General features: G+C 69.6%; 17 protein-coding genes. 11 read left to right on the forward strand and 6 right to left on the reverse strand.

Going from position 1 to position 17,696, the window contains the following annotated elements:
- Positions 1-9: 9 nt before the first annotated feature.
- Positions 10-1,449: a serine hydrolase domain-containing protein gene (locus ACYX7E_RS01740; RefSeq protein WP_462078807.1), complete on the reverse strand. Its 1,440-nt coding sequence runs from the start codon at positions 1,447-1,449 to the stop codon at positions 10-12.
- Between the two features lie 174 nt (positions 1,450-1,623).
- Between ACYX7E_RS01740 and ACYX7E_RS01745 the strand changes: the two genes are divergently transcribed.
- The 3 genes from ACYX7E_RS01745 (at position 1,624) to ACYX7E_RS01755 (ending at position 3,206) form a co-directional block, all read left to right on the forward strand.
- Positions 1,624-2,409, forward strand: coding sequence for a HipA family kinase (locus tag ACYX7E_RS01745; protein ID WP_462078808.1), 786 nt, complete (start codon positions 1,624-1,626; stop codon positions 2,407-2,409).
- Between the two features lie 37 nt (positions 2,410-2,446).
- The gene (locus tag ACYX7E_RS01750) at positions 2,447-2,839 is read left to right on the forward strand and encodes a DUF3037 domain-containing protein (protein WP_462079053.1); all 393 of its coding nucleotides are present in this window, start codon (positions 2,447-2,449) and stop codon (positions 2,837-2,839) included.
- 115 nt (positions 2,840-2,954) lie between these two features.
- Entirely contained in the window at positions 2,955-3,206 is a 252-nt protein-coding gene (locus ACYX7E_RS01755) for a DUF3297 family protein (RefSeq protein ID WP_462078809.1), read from the forward strand.
- Between the two features lie 40 nt (positions 3,207-3,246).
- On the opposite strand, the gene ACYX7E_RS01760 is transcribed toward ACYX7E_RS01755, so the two are convergent.
- The gene (locus ACYX7E_RS01760; RefSeq protein ID WP_462078810.1) at positions 3,247-4,881 is read right to left on the reverse strand and encodes a Na+/H+ antiporter; all 1,635 of its coding nucleotides are present in this window, start codon (positions 4,879-4,881) and stop codon (positions 3,247-3,249) included.
- 385 nt (positions 4,882-5,266) lie between these two features.
- Here ACYX7E_RS01760 and msrB point away from each other — a divergent pair, with 385 nt between their 5' ends.
- The 3 genes from msrB to ACYX7E_RS01775 all read left to right on the forward strand — a co-directional run bounded on the left by msrB (position 5,267) and on the right by ACYX7E_RS01775 (position 7,326).
- The gene (gene msrB / locus ACYX7E_RS01765; protein ID WP_462078811.1) at positions 5,267-5,731 is read left to right on the forward strand and encodes a peptide-methionine (R)-S-oxide reductase MsrB; all 465 of its coding nucleotides are present in this window, start codon (positions 5,267-5,269) and stop codon (positions 5,729-5,731) included.
- 118 nt (positions 5,732-5,849) lie between these two features.
- Entirely contained in the window at positions 5,850-6,251 is a 402-nt protein-coding gene (locus ACYX7E_RS01770) for a YciI family protein (RefSeq protein ID WP_462078812.1), read from the forward strand.
- 415 nt (positions 6,252-6,666) lie between these two features.
- The gene (locus ACYX7E_RS01775) at positions 6,667-7,326 is read left to right on the forward strand and encodes a DUF2884 family protein (protein ID WP_462079054.1); all 660 of its coding nucleotides are present in this window, start codon (positions 6,667-6,669) and stop codon (positions 7,324-7,326) included.
- Positions 7,327-7,378: 52 nt separating this feature from the next.
- On the opposite strand, the gene ACYX7E_RS01780 is transcribed toward ACYX7E_RS01775, so the two are convergent.
- The 3 genes from ACYX7E_RS01780 to ACYX7E_RS01790 all read right to left on the reverse strand — a co-directional run bounded on the left by ACYX7E_RS01780 (position 7,379) and on the right by ACYX7E_RS01790 (position 9,876).
- Complete coding sequence (locus ACYX7E_RS01780; protein WP_462078813.1) at positions 7,379-7,828, reverse strand: hypothetical protein; 450 nt, start codon at positions 7,826-7,828, stop codon at positions 7,379-7,381.
- Positions 7,825-8,469 carry a DUF5671 domain-containing protein gene (locus ACYX7E_RS01785; RefSeq protein WP_462078814.1) on the reverse strand — a complete coding sequence of 215 codons (645 nt, stop codon included), beginning with the start codon at positions 8,467-8,469 and terminating at the stop codon, positions 7,825-7,827. The genes ACYX7E_RS01780 and ACYX7E_RS01785 overlap by 4 nt, the downstream gene beginning before the upstream one ends.
- 183 nt (positions 8,470-8,652) lie before the next feature.
- A complete protein-coding gene (locus tag ACYX7E_RS01790; RefSeq protein WP_462078815.1) occupies positions 8,653-9,876 on the reverse strand; it encodes an MFS transporter in 1,224 nt (407 codons plus the stop codon).
- Positions 9,877-10,204: 328 nt separating this feature from the next.
- On the opposite strand from ACYX7E_RS01790, the gene ACYX7E_RS01795 reads away from it, so the two are divergent.
- The 4 genes from ACYX7E_RS01795 (at position 10,205) to ACYX7E_RS01810 (ending at position 14,106) form a co-directional block, all read left to right on the forward strand.
- Complete coding sequence (locus tag ACYX7E_RS01795) at positions 10,205-11,551, forward strand: serine hydrolase domain-containing protein (protein ID WP_462078816.1); 1,347 nt, start codon at positions 10,205-10,207, stop codon at positions 11,549-11,551.
- Positions 11,552-11,964: 413 nt separating this feature from the next.
- A complete protein-coding gene (locus ACYX7E_RS01800; RefSeq protein ID WP_462078817.1) occupies positions 11,965-12,867 on the forward strand; it encodes a DUF2167 domain-containing protein in 903 nt (300 codons plus the stop codon).
- Positions 12,864-13,712, forward strand: coding sequence for a hypothetical protein (locus ACYX7E_RS01805; RefSeq protein WP_462078818.1), 849 nt, complete (start codon positions 12,864-12,866; stop codon positions 13,710-13,712). The genes ACYX7E_RS01800 and ACYX7E_RS01805 overlap by 4 nt, the downstream gene beginning before the upstream one ends.
- A gap of 61 nt (positions 13,713-13,773) precedes the next feature.
- Positions 13,774-14,106, forward strand: coding sequence for a J domain-containing protein (locus tag ACYX7E_RS01810; RefSeq protein ID WP_462078819.1), 333 nt, complete (start codon positions 13,774-13,776; stop codon positions 14,104-14,106).
- 177 nt (positions 14,107-14,283) lie between these two features.
- Here the strand turns inward: ACYX7E_RS01810 and ACYX7E_RS01815 are convergent, their stop codons facing one another.
- Positions 14,284-15,339 carry a patatin-like phospholipase family protein gene (locus tag ACYX7E_RS01815; RefSeq protein ID WP_462078820.1) on the reverse strand — a complete coding sequence of 352 codons (1,056 nt, stop codon included), beginning with the start codon at positions 15,337-15,339 and terminating at the stop codon, positions 14,284-14,286.
- A gap of 197 nt (positions 15,340-15,536) precedes the next feature.
- Here ACYX7E_RS01815 and dinG point away from each other — a divergent pair, with 197 nt between their 5' ends.
- Positions 15,537-17,663: an ATP-dependent DNA helicase DinG gene (gene dinG, locus ACYX7E_RS01820; protein WP_462078821.1), complete on the forward strand. Its 2,127-nt coding sequence runs from the start codon at positions 15,537-15,539 to the stop codon at positions 17,661-17,663.
- Positions 17,664-17,696 lie beyond the last annotated feature (33 nt).

Genomic DNA, 17,696 nt, shown 5'->3' on the forward strand with positions numbered 1-17,696 from the left:
CCCGCACCGTCATTCCAGCGTCGCCAGCACCGCAGCGGTGAACGCGGCGACATCGAAACGCTTGCCGGCGCGATCCTCACCACGGCGCACGATGACGATACCGCGCGACGGCACCACCACGATGTACTGGCCCCGGTTGCCCATCGCCGCATAGGTATCGACCGGCACGCCCGGCGAGCGCTGCAGCAGCCACAGCGTCGCGCCATAGCCGAAGTCGCTGCCCGGTTGCGGCTCCGGCTGCGGGCCCGAGGCCGTGGTCGCCTCACGCACCCAGCCTTCCGGCAGCAGGCGTCGCCCGGCGAACACGCCATCGTTCTGCAACAACAGGCCGAAGCGTGCGAGATCGCGCGCGGTCGACCAGACCTGGCTCGACATCACGTAGCCGCCCTGCCAGTCGGTCTCGGCATGGGTGCGCGTCATGCCCAGCGGCCACAGCAGGTCGGTGTACGGGCGCGACAAGGCGCGCGCCTCGTCGCCGGTGCGGCCACGCAGGGCGTGCACGGCCAGCACGCTGTCGTTGTTGGCATAGCGGAAGCGCGTGCCGGGCGCGGCCTGCAACGGCCAGCCCGTCGCCGACTCGGCCACCGTCGCGCCGCCGAAATACAGCGCATCGGTGCGGTTGCCCGCCGTCGCGCTGTACAGGCCGCTCGACATGCGCAGCAACTGCTCGACGGTGATCGCCGCGCGTGGATCGCCGGGGCGCTGCCATTCCGGGACCGGGGCCGGCTGCCGCGGATCGATCTCGCCGGCCTGGGCCGCAACACCGATCAGCGCACCGGTCAGGCTCTTGGCCACCGACCAGGTGCGTTGGGCCACATGCGGGCCGAAGCCATCGCGATAGCGCTCGGCGATGATCCTGCCGTGCTGCAGCACGATGACGCCGGTGGTGGCATGGCCTTCGCCATAGGCCTGCGCGTCGTCATGGCCGAAGGCCGCCGCGATCGCACGGGCCAGCGCCCGCGCATCGCCGGCCGCGCGGGCGGTCGCGTCGCGGTCACCGAGCGGCCAGGGCTCGCGATCCAGCTGCGGCGCGGGCGTATCGAAACGCGGCAGTGTGGCGACCGCATCGGCGCTGGCACCGATCGGCAACTGCGCGCAGCCCAGGTTCGGCCGCCACGCCGCGATCCGGGGCGGCAATCCCGCATCGAACGCCACCGACACCGTGCGCGCCTGCGCATCGATCGTCGCCGTCGACGCATGCACCCGCGCCTCGTACTCGGCATAGCTGCCCTGCAGCTCCAGCGCCTCGACCTGCGCGGGCGTGCGACCGGCGATGAAATGCGCGCTGCACAACGTCAGCGCCTTGTAGCCCGCGGCCACCGCGCGCGTCTGCAGGTCGGCGGGCGCCGCCTGCGTCGGTGGGGACGGCTGCGTCTGCGCCTGCGCGGCGGCGGGCCACGACAAGGAGGACAGCAACAAGGGGCACAACAACAGCGGAGTGAAGCGCATGGCGGACTCGTCGCAGGCAGGTGACCTGCGAGTCTATGCCAGGCAGGCGCGGGGCACCCTCGTGCATCGCGCGCCGGCGGCGGACCGACATAGTCAGGCCACGCGTGGCACGCGGCGGATGCTGTTGACCCAAACGAATCTTGGCCCTTGCGCGCGAACCGGTATGCTGCGCGCATGCCAGACCTGCCGCCGCCACGCACGATCCACGTCACCCGCTACGTCACGCCGCTGCGTGAGGGCGGATCGATGCCCGCCGTCATCGAAGCCGACGACGAGGGCATGTACGTGCTCAAGTTCCGTGGCGCGGGCCAGGGCGCGAAAGCGCTGGTCGCGGAATGGATCGTCGGCGGCATCGCACGCAGCCTGGGGCTGCCGGTGCCGGAGATCGTGTTGGCCGAGCTCGACCCGATCCTGGCGCGCACCGAGGGCGACCCGGAGATCCAGCACCTGATCCAGGCCAGCGCCGGACTGAACCTGGCGATGGACTACCTGCCCGGCGCGATCAACTTCGATCCGGTCGCATGGACGCCCGATGCCGCACTGGCGTCGCGCATCGTCTGGCTGGATGCCTACACCAGCAACGTCGACCGCACCGTGCGCAATCCGAACCTGATGCAGTGGCATCGCAAGCTGCACCTGATCGATCATGGCGCGGCCTTGTATTTCCACCACGGCTGGGATGGCAGCAGCACCCAGGCAGCCAAACCGTTCCCGCTGATCCGCGATCACGTGCTGTTGCCGTGGGCCGATGCGCTGGCCGAGGCCGATCGCGACCTGTCGGCGCGCCTGTCGCCTGCGCAGATCGCCACGATCGTCGACGCCATCCCCGACGACTGGCTGCTGGATCCGCATGCGTTCGGTCCTCCCGATGCGCAGCGTGCCGCCTATCGCGAGTACCTGGTCGCGCGCCTGAACGCGCCGCATGCCTTCGTCGAGGAGGCCATCCGTGCACGCACCTGATCCTCGCCCGGACACCGGTGCCGCGCCCGACGCGCGCGTGCCGGACCTGTACAACTACGCCACGATCCGGGTCGTGCCACGAGTGGAGCGCGAGGAGTTCATCAACGTCGGCATCCTGCTGTCGTGCGAGGCCAGCGGCTTCCTGGATGCGCGCATCGAACTCGACGCCACCCGTGTGCATGCGCTCGACCCGACCGTCGACATCGATGCCCTGCACCAGCACCTGCAGGCGATCCAGCGCATCTGCCGCGGCGGGCCAGCCGGCGGGCCGATCGGCCTGCTGAAGCCACGCGCGCGCTTCCATTGGCTGACCGCGCAGCGCAGCGCGATCATCCAGACCTCGCAGGTGCACATGGGTACCTGCGGCGACCTGCCGGCGATGCTCGAACACCTGTTCGACCGCATGGTGCGGCGACCCCGCGACGCCTGAGCCGGCCTGCCTACGCGGCGACGACGACACCCAGCCGCGCCGCTTCGCGACCCACCGGGGCCGGTCGCCGGACCATGGCTTAGAATGGCCGCATTCCCACCTGATGCATCCGCTCATGACCGAGACTCCGCCCGACCGCCTCTGCAACGACCCGCGCAGCAAGTTCTACGATGCCTCGGCCCTCGAGCGCGGGATCGGCATCCACTTCAACGGCAACGAGCGCCGGGACGTCGAGGAATACTGCATCAGCGAAGGCTGGATCCGCGTGGCCGCCGGCAAGGCGCTGGATCGTCGCGGGCAACCGATGACGTTCAAGCTCAAGGGCACGGTCAGCGCCTGGTTCCGCGACGACGCCACCGACGCCTGAGTCGCGTTCAGGGGCCTGCGCCCGCGCGCGCTGCATACGTTCAGCGGTAGCGCGCTTCCAGCAAGTCGATCTGCCTGACCAGCTTGCGCGCGGTCTCATCGGAGATCCGGCGATGCCGCGCGAGGTCGAACACCGTCTCGCGCTCGGCCTGCAGGCCGGCCAGGCGCAGCGTGCGCTCGGCATGGTCGGCGCGCCGCAAGAGTTCCGCATCGATGCCGCCGCTCTCGTCTTCGCCGCGGCGGCGGTCGTACAGCGCCATCACCCGCACCGCCGCCTGCGCGTAGAGGTCGGTCTCTTCCGGATCCTGCGGGATCGCATGCTGCGCGCGGTCGATCGCCGCGATCGCCGCGTCCGCGGAAATCCGCAAGGCCAGGTCCTGTTCGCGATCGCCCTCGGTTTCGGCCGGCAGGTCGAGGTCGCGCAGCAGGCGCGGCAGGGCCAGGCTGGCCACCACCAGCGAGACCATGATCACCGACGCCGCCAGGAAGATCGCGAGGTCGCGCGCCGGAAACTCCTCGCCCGACGGCAACAGCAATGGCAGCGTCAGCACGCCGGCCAGCGTGATCGCACCGCGCACGCCGGCCAGCGACGTCGCGGCGACCAGCCGCCAGCCGGGCAGCAGCGGCGACTCGCCACGACGCAGCGCCTTCATGCGGTTGATCCGCAGCGAGATCCAGACCCACAGGAAGCGCAGCGCCGCCAGCGCGGCGTTCAAGGCCAGCGCGTAGACCAGGAGCCACCAGGGGTTGGCGTGCCCGCTCTCGCTGACGTCGACCAGCGCATTGCCGAGGATGCCCGGCAACTGCTCGCCCAGCAGCACGAACATGATGCCGTTGAGCGTGAACTGCAGCATGTCCCAGACCGCGGTGCGCTGCACGCGCGTCGTCGCCAGCGCGCGGCCGGTCAGTTCGACATGGCTCATCGTGATGCCGGCGGCGACCGCGGCGAGGATGCCCGACGCCGACAGGTGCTCCGCAATCAGGTACGCGCCGAACGGGATCAGCAGGCTGATCAGGATTGGCGTGCCGCTCTCCTCGCCGAAATGCCGCGACAACCAGTTCTGCGCGCGGCTGACCGCCAGCGTGAACAGCACGCCGACGGCGACGCCTGCAAATGCGACCCACAGAAAGGTTGCCGAGGCCGATGCCAGCGAAAACCCGCCGGTCATCATCGCCGCGACCGCGAAGCGGAAGCAGACCAGGCCGGAGGCATCGTTGAGCAGGGACTCGCCTTCCAGCACGTGCATCAGGCGTTTCGGGATCGGCGCGCGCTTGGCAATCGACGACACCGCGACCGGATCAGTCGGCGACACGATCGCCGCCAGCGCGAATGCCACCGGCATCGGCATCGCCGGGATCATCCAGTGGATCAGCAGGCCGGCGCCGATGACGGTGAACACCACCAGGCCGAACGCCAGCTCCAGGATCACCGCGCGGTCGCGGAACAGCCCGTCCTTGGGAATGCGCCAGCCATCCAGGAACAGCAACGGCGGCAGAAACAACAGGAAGAAGATGTCCGGGTCCAGCTGCACGCCTTCGTTGAACACCCCGGCGATCACCGCGCCGAGCGCGATCTGCACCAGCGGCAACGGCAGCGAGAACGGCAGCATGCGCATCAGATAGCCGCTGCACAGCACCGCCAGCAACATGGCCAGGACCACTTCTATCGAATGCATGCCACGCCCTCGATCCGGTCCTGCGCTTGATCCACCTGTGCTGCCCTGCTTGCGTGTCGATGCCGGCGATTAGATTAACCGCGATTGCGCCCCTGCCGTCACGACCGCCCGCATGCCATGGCCGCGCGCGATGGGTGCAGTTCATGCCTGCAGGCCCATGCATTCAGAGCAGGCATTCAGAGCAGGCATTCAGAGCAGGCCTGCAGATCAGACCGACGGGGCGAACGCCCGCGCGGCGGCGGCGCGATCTCCCGGCACACCGGCGCCCGCGCGCCGTTACGCCGCCACGTTTGAACCATGCCGGCTTGAAACATGCCCGCGGCGGCAGCATCTTGGGAGGCGTCTCCTCGCCTCTTCTCTCGCCCCCGTCCATGGAGCCCCCCGTATGAGCCGCTTCGACCTCACTCCGCCGGACCGCCCGCAGTACGACGCCCTGGTCGCCGCGCTCAGCGACGAGGAGCGCAGGGTGCTGCTGGCGCACGGCACCGAGGCGCCGTTCTGCGGCCTGTTCCTCGACAACAAGCGCGAGGGCGTCTACACCTGCCGCTGCTGCGGGCTGCCGCTGTTCGCGTCCAGCACCAAGTTCGAATCCGGCACCGGCTGGCCGAGCTTCTTTGCCCCGTTCGATGCCAGCCATGTGCGCACGATCCGCGACACCAGCCACGGCATGGTCCGCACCGAGATCGTCTGCGCGCGTTGCGGGGGCCACCTGGGCCACGTATTCCCAGACGGCCCGCCGCCAAGCTTCGAGCGCCACTGCCTGAATTCGGTCTCGCTGGGTTTCACGCCCACCGGCGAAGCCCTGCCCGATCCGCTGCAGCGTGGCGAGTCGGGCTATCTGACCGGCTGATCGCATCCAGCGGCCGGCATCCGCGGTCCCCCCGCTCGCGCTTCCTTCATTCCCGCGCGGGGCCGGCTGGTGCACACTCGCGGTCCCTGGTTCCCGGGTCCACCAAGGACAAGAGCACATGAAGTACCTGCTGCTGGTCTACACCGACGACACCCTGATCGACGCGCTGCCCGATGGCGAGTTCGACCGCATGATGCACCACTGCCTGACCCACGCCGACACCCTGGCTGACGAGGGCACCCTGCTCGGCTTCCAGCAGCTGGAAGCCCCGGCGACCGCGAAGTCGGTCCGCATCCGCGCCGGCAAGACCACCGTGCTCGACGGTCCGTTTGCCGAGACCAAGGAAATGCTGGCCGGCTTCAACCTGGTCGAGGCCGACAGCCTGGCGCATGCGATCGAACTGGCGCGTGCGTTGCCGTGGGCAGGCACCGGTTGCATCGAAGTCCGTGCATTGCGCGATGTCGACGCGGTGCGCCGCCGGGTCGGCGCCGAACAACGGCCGAGCGCGCACAGCAACTGATCGAAGCGCGCGGCCCATCGCCGCCGCCATCGTCGGGCCCGGCATCGCAATGACGGCGTCGCCAACGCGCCGAGCGGGTCCGGCACGCCCCTGTCCATGGTCCGCGTGACTTCCCGCACGTGCGTTGATGCGTCTTGCATCCGATGCTGGCACCCTCGCCAACGCCGTTCCGGAAGCCTCCGTGCGCCCTGCCCCGATCTCGATGACCGCCGGCCTGCTGCAGGCCTGCTTGCTGTGCGGAGGCATGGCGGTCGCCCTGCTGGCGATGCCGGCACCGGCCAGCGCGCAGACCGTGCATATCGGCAGTGACACGAACGGCAGCGACCCCAACGACAGCGATGTTCCGCACTTCACGTCCAGCCGCTGCGGACTGGCAACGCCCTATAACGTACTCGTCGACAGCGGCGGCCTCTGGCTGTATCGCGCCGAAGGGACGCCGCGCGAGATCCGCATCCGCAGCGGCGAGCTCAGCGTCGATGGCAAGGTGCAGCCGACCAGCGAGGCCGACCTGGCGCGCCTGCGCGAGATCGAATTGGGTGCGCAGCGGGTCATGCCGCAGGTCACCGGCATCGCCAACGAATCGGTCGACATCGCGTTCGATGCCCTGGCGGGCGTGGTCGAAGTGATGACCGGCAGCCGGCGGCGCGGACGCGACATCGAACGCATGCGCAGCGAGGCGCTGCAGCACGTCGCAAGTACGCTCGGCACCGGGCGCTGGGACCAGGACGTGTTTGGCGATGGCTTCGAGGAACGCGTCGAGGCCGCGGCCGAGCGCATGTCCAACAGCCTGGGCCGCAGCATGATGTGGCAGATGCTGACCGGTGGCGCCGGACGCATGGAGCGCCGCGCCGAGAAGATGGAAACCGAATTCGACGCGCGCATGGAGGCCCGCAGCACCGCGCTGGAGCGCCAGGCGCAGGCGCTCTGCGACGAAGTGGAGAACCTGCAGGCCTTGCAGGATGCGCTGGAGTTCCGGTGGCAGGGTCTGCCGCTGCGGATGATCGAACCACGCGAAGACGCGCCCTCGCCGCGAGAACAGGGCAACCTCGTCGACGTCTCGGCGCAGGCGCACTGAGCACATCATCGCCCCCACAGCTGCGCGGCTGAGCGGCGCGACCGGTCTGCGATCAGCCGTCGTTGCGGCGCTCGCGATCGCGGGCCTTGCGCCGGTCGAAGCAATGCTCGCCGGCCGGGTGATCCCAGTGGCGACCATGCCAGGCATCGCCCCTGCGGATCGCATCGCGGCTGTCGGCAGCGAAGCGCGCGCACAGGCGGTAACGGCCGTCGTCGCCGACAATGTCGTAGCCGTAGGCCGCGCCGTCGACCGGATCGACCAGCGCCAATCGCGCACCCGCGTCCTGCCCGAGTTCGGCCAGGGTGCCGGGCAATGCGCGACCTTCGCCGAACGCGTCGATCGCGTTCTCGATGGCGGCCAGGTCGCTGACGCGGCGTGCATCCAGCCGCGCGTCGCGCTGCGCCGACGGCGTGCCCATGATCAGCACCGCCGCCACCAGGGTCGCGACGATCGCCACCGCGCCCGCGATCAACAGCCAGCGGCCATAGCGCGCCGGCGTCATGGTTCGCGCTCCTCGCGACGCAGGTCGATCAGGTAGTAGCTGAAGATCGCGCCGGAGATCAGGCCCGCCACCAGCACCTTCAGCACGAAGCGCAGGCTGATCTCGCCACCGAGCAGGTTGTAGACCAGGGTGATCAGGTCGCCGACCAGCACCGCCGCGGCGATGAACAGCGTCACGTAGGTCAACCAGCGCCGCACCGGCGACAGCCGCTTGACCGGACTGCGCTCAAGCTCGCGCGCCAGCAGTCGCGCGACGAAGACGAACACCGGGAACGCGATGATCACCGACGCGCTGGCCCAGCGGATCGAATGTCCCAGCCGCATGACCTTGTACTCGGGATCGGCGGCATCGGGCAGCGCATGGTTGATCAGGTCGAACAGCAGGCTGCCGAGCTGGTAGGCCCAGACGTAGAGCGTGCTGAACAGCACCAGGTACAGGAACGCCTCGCGCGCCGACAGATAGGGGCGGGGTCGCGGGACCGGCACCGGGAACGCGACATCGGCATAGGCCGCCATGACGCTGCGGATCTGTTCCGGCGCCCAACCGGCCTGGGTCAGCGCCGCTTCGATCGCGTCCCGCGATTGCCCGCGCGACAGGGCCTCCCGGACGAACCACTCCAGTTCCTGCGTGCCACTGGCCATGCACGACTCCACATCGGACGATGCAGGGACGCTAACAGGAAGCCCGCATGCCCGCCATCAACGCCGCCCGATCAGAGGGCGAACGTGACGGATGCGTTCCGCGCGAAGGGAGGGATGGCCACAATCCGGCGCGTCGCCGCCGCAACAATGCCGAGCGGTGGCGACACCAGCACCGTGCCTGCCTCAAGCCGAGGCGGTGCACTCGCGCGCAGCACGGATGTCACGCGCCGCCCACAGATAGATCAGCAGGCCGGCGAAGGCCGTCGCCGCGCCGACATACCCGGTGACCGTCCAGCCGAGGCCGGCGGTGATGGCCATGCCACCCAGCCACGGGCCGAGCGCGTTGGCCACGTTGAACGCGGCATGGTGCGAGGCCGCCGCCAGCGTCTGCGCGCCGGTCGCCACGTCCATCAGGTGGATCTGCAGCATCGGGCCCAGCGCGACCATCGTGCCGACCGCGATGACGGCCGGGATCACCGTCCACAACGACTGCGCCGCGAACGGGAACGCCAGCAGCACGATGATCGACCAGCACAGCACGATGCCGACCGCACGGAAGCCCAGCCGGTCGAACAGCCAGCCGCCACCGATGTTGCCGATGACGCCACCGATGCCGAATGCCATCAGGCCCAGCGGTATCCAGGCCTCGGACACGCCAGTGACCTGCAGCAGCGTCGGCGCCAGGTACGAGAACACGCAGAACATGCCGGCGAAGCCAATCGCGCCAATGCCCAGCGCCAGCCACACCTGCGACTGGTTGAACGCGCGCAGTTCGCGCAGCGGATGCGGCGCGTCGGCGTCGCGATGCGCCGGCAGGCACCACGCGATCAGCACGACCGTCAGCAGGGCGATGACCGAGACGAAATGGAAGGCATCGCGCCAGTCCATGCGCTGGCCCAGCCAGGTCGCCAGTGGATTGCCCAGCAGCAGCGCCAGCGTCAGGCCCATCATCACCAGGCTGACCGCGCGCCCGCGCGCTTCCGGCCGGCTGACCGAAGCGGCCACCAGCGCGGCAACGCCGAAGTACGCACCATGTGGCAGACCGGCGATGAAACGGAACACCAGCATGCTGGCGTAGCCGGGCGCGAGCGCACTGGCGAAGTTGCCCAGCGCATAGAAGCCCATCAACAGCAGCAGCAGCGGCTTGCGCTGCAGGCGGCCGCCGAGGATCGCCAGCAGCGGCGCGCCGACGACGACGCCCATCGCATAGGCGCTGATCAGGTGGCCGACCTGGGGTTCGGTGATCGCCAGGCCGCGCGCGATGTTGGGCATCAGGCCCATCGTCGCGAATTCGCTGGTGCCGATGGCGAAGCCGCCCATGGCCAATGCGATCAGAATCAGGACGTAGTCGCGGCGCGACAGCAGCGGCGGCGCGGTGTTCGCGTCGGGAAGGGCAACGGAGGTCATGCCCCAATTATGTTGCATTGCAGCACAAAACGACCGTTGCGCAGGTGGCACGCTGCGATGCGGCGCCCGGATCTGCCGGTCTGATCGGCCGGTCGGGGCAGGCGCCAACAGCGCGCGATACCCGCCGGTTCGGGCCATCACCCGCCACATCACCCGCCACAGCGAGCCGCGAGCCAGATCCGGGCCGAGCCCCCGCGCACCCGCCCGCACCCTGCGACACGTCCGCCGCTCGCCGCCTCCCGACGGCTGCCCAGCCGGCGTCCCCGTCCGGATATCCACCCCCCAACGATCCGCTACATTGACGCCTCGTCACCGCTCCGGAGCCGCCATGCCCCGCATCGCATCGCCATCCAGGTCCCAGCCGAGCCATGCGCCAAGCGCGGCGATCCGTTCGGCGCCGTGGTGGGCGTTGGCGCTGATGCTGATCCTGCCGGCCATAAGCGCATTGCGGGCCGCCGAGCCGGTCGCGACCGTCCGGGTCGCGTTCGACCGCGCCGGCATCACGGAGACGACGACGACCGGCCTGGCCGATGTCGCCGCCGGACGCGCGATCAGCGCCGACGATCCGGCACGGATCGCGTCGATCTCCAAACTGGTCGTCGCCATCGGCGTCATGCGCCTGGTCGAGGCCGGCACGCTCGATCTCGACGCGGATGTCTCGACGCAACTGGGCTGGACGCTGCGTCATCCGCACTGGCCCGGGATCCCGATCACGTTACGCCTGCTGCTGTCGCACCGGGCCAGCCTGACCGACGCCGCCGGCTACTACGCGGTGCCGCTGGACGGCGCGTTGGCCGAGGTCGTGCAGGACCCGCGCGCCTGGGACGACGCGCACGCGCCGGGGACATGGTTCCGCTACACCAATCTCAACTTTCCCCTGGTCGCCGCGGTCATGGAATCGGCAACCGGCGAGCGCTTCGACCTGCTGATGCAGCGGCTGGTGCTGGCGCCGCTGGGCATCGCCGGCTGCTACAACTTGGACGCCTGCGACGACGCGACCGCAGCGCGCGCGGTCGTGCTGTACGGCAGCGACGGCCAGCCGGTGCGCGACGACCACCACGGTCGCAAGCCCGCCTGCAATGTCGTGCCCGCCAGCGACGGCAACTGCGACCTCGGGCAATGGCGCGCCGGCCGCAATGGCGCGACCTTCTCGCCGCAGGGCGGCCTGCGCATCTCCGCGAACGGGCTGGCGAAGATCGGCCGGCTGCTGCTCGGCGACGGCGAGGTCGACGGCGTGCGCCTGCTGTCGGCGCGGTCCGTGAAGACGCTGCTGACGCCGGTCTGGCGACAGGGCCGCGATGGCGGCGTGACGTACGAGGAAGACACTGCCGACAGCATCAGCCATGGATTTCTCTGCCGTTATGGCCTGGCGACGCAGACGCTGGCGACCGATCAGGCCGAGTGCCGCGACGATCCCTTCGGCGACCGCCGCTCCCGCGTCGGCCATGCCGGCAATGCTTACGGTCTGCTGTCGGGCCTGTGGATCGATCGCGACGCCGGCACCGGCGTGGCCTACCTCGCGACCGGCGTCGCCGAGACCGCACGCGGTGCGCATTCGGCGTTCAGTGCGATCGAGGAAACCCTCGCAACCGGACTAGGGCCTGTTAACGCTATTGATGTCTGCTGCATGCTGTCTCCGAGGCCGTCAGGTGGTGTTGCGCGGCGCAGCGACTGACTGGCCGTCAGTTCAAGCCGTGCGGCGCCGCATGGCGGCCTCGGAGACAACACCCGAAGGGCCGGCCCTGTGACCACGCTTGACGGCGTCATCGCTGCGTTGCGTATCGACATACGCGCCCTCGCTCTTCCTTGTCAATCGCGCCCGCAGGGCCGGTGCGACACACATCAATAGCGTTAACAGGCCCTGGCCCAAGCGCGCAGCGCGCCCGGGGGCGCGTGGTCATGGATTGCATGGGCTGCACTGGAGGTCGGCGGACATCCGCTTGCGCTGCCGCACCGGCTTGGCGCAAGCTGCGCCCGCGTCCTGGCGGGGCACGGCACGGGACGCGGGCATGGATGACCGATAGGCGGCATCCATGACCGCGGCATTTATCACAGGGGGCCGTGCCCGGATCGACAAAGGACAAAGGAATGACACGTCACCTCTTCGCGGCCTCGCTGGCCGCGCTGCTCTGCCTGCTGCCCGTCGGCATGACCCGCGCGCAGGACGCCGCCACCGAAGAACAGGACCCGGTCGCGGCACTGCCGTGGGAACACGGCCCAACCATCGGCAAGATCGGCGAGCGCGCCACCATCGAGGTGCCCGAAGGCTATTCCTTCCTCGGCGCCGAGGGTGCGCGCCAGCTCGACGTGCTGTTCGAGAATCCGCCGACCGGCACCGACCAGTACGTGGTCGCCGCCGAAGACCTGTCGTGGGTCGCGTATTTCAGCTTCAGCGATATCGGCTACATCAAGGACGACGAAGTCCTCGATGCCGACAACATGCTGGTCAGCATCCGCGAAGGCACCGAGGAGGGCAACGTCGAGCGCCGCAGCCGCGGCTGGGAAACGCTGAACATCCTCGGCTGGTCGTTCAAGCCGCAGTACGACAAGCAGCTCAACGCACTCGAGTGGGCGATCCTGGGCCAGACCGAGCCGTCGCAGTCCAAGGTCATCAACTACAACACCCGCCTGCTCGGCCGTCGCGGCGTCATGGAGGTGGTGCTGGTCACCGATCCCGAGGTCATGGACGCGTCGATCGCGCAGTTCAAGGCGATGGTGCCCGGCTACAGCTTCGCCGATGGCGAGAAGTACAGCGAGTTCAAGCCCGGCGACCACGTTGCCGAGATCGGCCTGGCCGCGCTGATCACCGGTGGCGCCGCCGCCGTGGCCTCGAAGAAGGGCTTCTTCGCCGCGATCGCGGTCGCGCTGGCGAAGTTCTGGAAGCTGGTCCTGCTCGGCATCGTCGGCATCGGCGTGGCGTTCAAGAAGCTGTTCAAGGGCAAGGACAAGGACAAGGGCACCGGCCAAGACAGGGATAATCGGCCGGAATGATCCCGCCGGGCCTGCTGCCGCATGCGGAACTGCTGCTGGTACTCGGCCTGTTCGTGTTCTACCTGCACGACGCGGCCCGGTTGCTGCATTTCGACGACCTGATCGTCTCCGGCCGCCGCCGCGGCTGGGACGTGACCGCTGACGCATGGTTGGAAGTGCGCGGGCGCTTCCTGTGGCTGCCGTCGCCGCTGCTTCCGATGCGGGCGCAGTTCCGCGCCGGCTGGCTGCATGCACCCCGCAGCGGCGGCGAGGCCGTGGAGGCGGCGGCGTCCGTCGATTCGGCCCGCGACCTCGACGCCTTCGTGCGCCCGCTGTGGCCGATCCGCGTCGGCTGCATGCTGGTCGCGGTCTGCCTGCTGGTCGCACTGCCGGCGATCCTGCTCGGCGGCCGCGATCCCGTGCAGTTGCTGGCGGTGCTGGCGACCAGCTACCTGCTGACGCTGGCGATGCTGCTGATCGTGCTGCGACGCCGTCGCGTGCTGGGATGGACCCGCCGACAACTGGCCGGCCTCGCCGTGGAAGCCCTGCTGTGCCCGCCGTATGCGATCAACCTGTTCCGCCGGCTGTGCCAGCACCGCGGCCTGCGTGGCGATCCGCTGGACTTCGCCGCGCGCACGCTCGATCGCGAGCAGCAGCAACGGCTGCGCCGCGATATCGAACGACGACTGTCCCTGCTGGGCCTGGTCGACGACCAGGCCGATGCCCCTGATGCCAGCCCTGTCGCGAATGCAGCGAGTGCCGCAGGCGATCGCACGACACCGGAAGGCGACCGCAGCACCAGCGACCGCGTCGACGCCGTCTCGCTGCGCAGCGCGCGCCAGCGGATCGCCAGCACGCTGCCGTGATGCAGACGTTCCCGACACACCATGACGACACGCCCGCCAAGCGCATGACACGTCCGCCACGATGACCCTGTTCGAGATCCTTGCCGGCATCAGCGGACTGGCGATCGGCTACTGGCTGATCAGCGCCTTCCTCGGTCGCGACAGCCTGCCCGACGACCCCCTGACGCGCGAAGCACCGGATGCGGCCGCGACGGATGGCGCCGAGCAGGCCTGGTGGGACGTACTGGAGGTCTCGTGGGATGCCAGCGACGACGACATCCGCGCCGCCTACCAGCGCCGGATCAGTCAATACCACCCGGACAAGGTCGCGACCCTGGCGCCCGAGATCCGCGCGCTCGCCGAGCAGCGCTCGGCCCAGATCAACGCCGCCTACGCCGCCGCCTTGCGCCGCTGAGCGGCTCTTCTGCGCAAACGCGCCGCGACCGTAACGCGCGGCCGCTCAGCACCTGATCACGCGCTGTCGCGAGCGCAGCCAGGTGGCGAAGAAAGCGCAGCGTAGGTGCGGGACCATGAGCAACCGAGCACCGCACGCGCGTCAGATGGCAAGCGCAGCCAGATCGTGGACAGGATCTCAGCAGGGCTTGTCGCGCGAGAACGGATTGAGTTTGCGCACCCAGCTGTCGCCGCAGTTGATGTCGGTCGGCGCGGGCGCCGGTGTCGCCGGCAGCTGACGGGCGGCATTGCGTGCGCGCTCGGCCTGCAACTGTTCGATCTTTGCGCGGATCTGCGGCATCGCCGCCAGCGCTGCGCGTTCGCCGAGCAGGATCGCCTGGCTGCGCTGCTCGAAACTGGCCGGGCCGATGTCGTTGACCTGCGGGCGGATCACCACGTCGGCACGCGCCAGTTCCTGGCGACCGAGGTTCTGGCCCATGATCGCGATCGACTGGTTGACGATGCCGAGCATGCCGACCGGATTGGCACCGCTGGCCTTGGTCGAGATGTCGACCGCGATGACCAGTTCGGCGCCGAGCTGGCGCGCGGCATCCACCGGCACCGGACTGACGACGCCGCCATCGACGTACTGCCGCTCGCCGATGCGGGTCGGCTCGAACACGCCGGGTACGCTACTGGACGCACGCACCGCCTGGCCGGCATTGCCGCGGACGAACACCGTGCGGTCGCCGGTATCCAGGCGCGTGGCGACCGCGGCGAAACGGCGCGGCATGCGCTCGATGCTGCGGTTGCCGATCTCGGCATTGACGTAATCCTGCAGTGCCTGGCCCTGCACCAGGCCGCCCCCGAACAGGCGCACGTCGCGAATCGACGATTCGTCGAGCGCCACCGCTCGTTCCTGCATCTTGAACGGGTCCATGCCGCTGGCATACAGCGCGCCGACGACGCTGCCGGCACTGGTGCCGCTGACGATGCGCGCGTCGATGCCATTGGCTTCGAGCATCTTGATGACGCCGATATGCGCGAACCCCTTGGCCGCGCCGCCACCCAGGGCCAGACCGATCCGCAGCGGTGGTGCCTTGGCCGGCGCGACCACGGCGGCCGGCGGGGGCGGTGCCTGCACGGCCTGGCCGCCGCCACAGCCCGCCAACAGCACGGCCAGGCTGGTCAGCAGCAGGGCCGGCAGGCGCTGGCGCAGGAAGGGACGGAGGCGGCGTGCAGGCATCGACGGCATCGGATCGGGCGCAGGGGGTGAATGCGGCAAGCAGCATAGCCGGCACCAGCCTGTCCCCGGCTGAAGCGATGGTCGCGTGCGCCCTTACCGTGCGCGCCCCTTCCCGCGTATGCCATGCCCGTGCGCGCCTGCACCGCACCCGACCATGCCGCCGCCGGGCGACGGCAGCGATGCGCCGGACATGGGAAAATGCACCGATGGACGACACCGAACACCCCACGGCGGCCGAGCCGGCCGCCAGCGCACGCGTCCTGACCGAGGCCCTGAAGACCGACATCCGCGCCGCCTACAGCAGCCTGCAGGCCAATACGCCCGGCTTCAGCACGCGCCGCGCGCAGAGCCAGATGATCGGCGTGGTCTCGCGGGCGCTGGCGACGTCGGGCGGCATCGGCATCGCCGAGGCGCCGACCGGCGTCGGCAAGAGCCTGGGCTACCTGACCGCCGGCGTGCCGATCGCGCTGGCGACCAAGAAGAAGCTGGTCATCAGCACCGGCACCGTGGCGCTGCAGTCGCAGTTGGTGGAACGCGACATCCCTGCCTTCCTCAGCGCAACCGGGCTGTCGGCGCGGGTCGCGCTGGCCAAGGGCCGCACCCGCTACCTGTGCACGCGCAACGCCGCCGAGCTGCAGGGCGGTTCCAGCCAGGACGCGATGTTCCCCGACGAGGAACCGTTGTACGAGCGTCCGCTCGCCTCGTTCGAGATCGAGACCGCGCAACGCCTGCTCGAGGCCTACACCGGCCACCTGTGGAACGGCGATCTCGATGCCGCACCCGAAGTCGTCGGTCCGGCGCTGCGTGCGCAGATCACCACGCCGGCATCGAGCTGCTCCGGCCGCCGTTGCGGTTACGCCACCCAATGCCCGGTGCTCAGCGCGCGCACCAGCGTGCGCGAGGCGCAGATCGTGGTCACCAACCACGCGCTGCTGCTGTCGTCGCTGTCGCTGGGCGATGCCGACAGCGGCCAGCCGCTGTTGGCCGCCCCGTCGGAGATGCTGCTGGTGCTCGACGAAGGCCACCACGTTGCCAGCGTCGCCATCGACCAGGGCGCCGCGCGCTTGCCGATGGGCGACATGGCCAAGCGCGTCGGCCGCATGCAGATCCTGATCGCCAGCAGTTACCGGCTGGTCGACAAGGACCGCATCAGCAACCTGCTGCCCAACGAAGCCGTCGAACTGGCCGCGCGCGTGGCCAAGCTGCTGAAGGCGTTCCGGGTCGAACTGGAACGCGCATGGACGCCCGAACCCGGTGACCGCGAGCCGATGTGGCGCGCGCCGCATGGCCAGTTGCCGGACGACTGGCGCCCGGCGATCGACGAACTCGGCGAAGACACCCGAAGCCTGTTCAACTGGGTCCACGCCGCGCAACAGATGGTCGCCAAGTCCAAGCAGGACGATCCGACCAAGGAGCGCCTGCAACGCAACCTCGGCATGGCGCTGGAAATGGTCGAGCAGCAGCACGCGCTGTGGTCGGGCTGGCGGCGCGAGGATCGCGAAGGCCAGCCGCCGATGGCGCGCTGGCTGACCCAGACCCGCGATGGCGACCTGGTCTGCCATTGCTCGCCGGTCTCGGCCGCGCAGGTGCTGCGCAGCCTGCTGTGGAAGGACGTGGACTCGGTGGTGATGACCTCGGCGACGCTGACCGGTGGCGGCGACTTCCAATCGTTCGCCATCGATACCGGCCTGCCCGACCACGCCGAAACCGTCAGCCTGCCGTCGCCGTTCGACCTGCCCCGGCAGGCGCAGCTGATCGTGCCGCGCTTCCCGGTGACGCCCGACGATCGCGAAGGCCATCCCAAGGCGGTCGCCGACTACCTGGTGCGCGAACTCGACTGGAAGAAAGGCAGCATGGTGCTGTTCACCTCGCGCTGGAAGATGGAGAAGGTCGCCGAACTGATGCCCGACGCGCAGCGCCGGCAGATCCTGGTCCAGGGCACCGGCAACAAGTCGCAGGCGGTGGCCGACCATCTCGCGCGCATCGCCGCCGGCAAGGGCTCGGTACTGTTCGGCCTGAATTCGTTCGGCGAAGGCCTCGACCTGCCGGGCGAGGCCTGCACGACGGTCGTCATCACCCAGGTGCCGTTCGCGGTACCGACCGACCCGCAGACCTCGACGCTCAGCGAGTGGCTGGAAAGCCGTGGCCACAACGCCTTCAACTTGATCGCGATCCCGCATGCGCTGCGCACGCTGACCCAGTTCGCCGGCCGCCTGATCCGCACGTCCAGCGACACCGGCCGCGTCATCATCCTCGACTCGCGCCTGCTGAGCCGGCGCTACGGCAAGCGCATCATCGATGCCCTGCCGCCGTTCGAACGCGTCATCGGCTGAGCGTATTCCCGCGCTGCGGTGCGCGCGTGCAGA

The sequence above is a fragment of the Luteimonas sp. RIT-PG2_3 genome, from assembly GCF_054902115.1.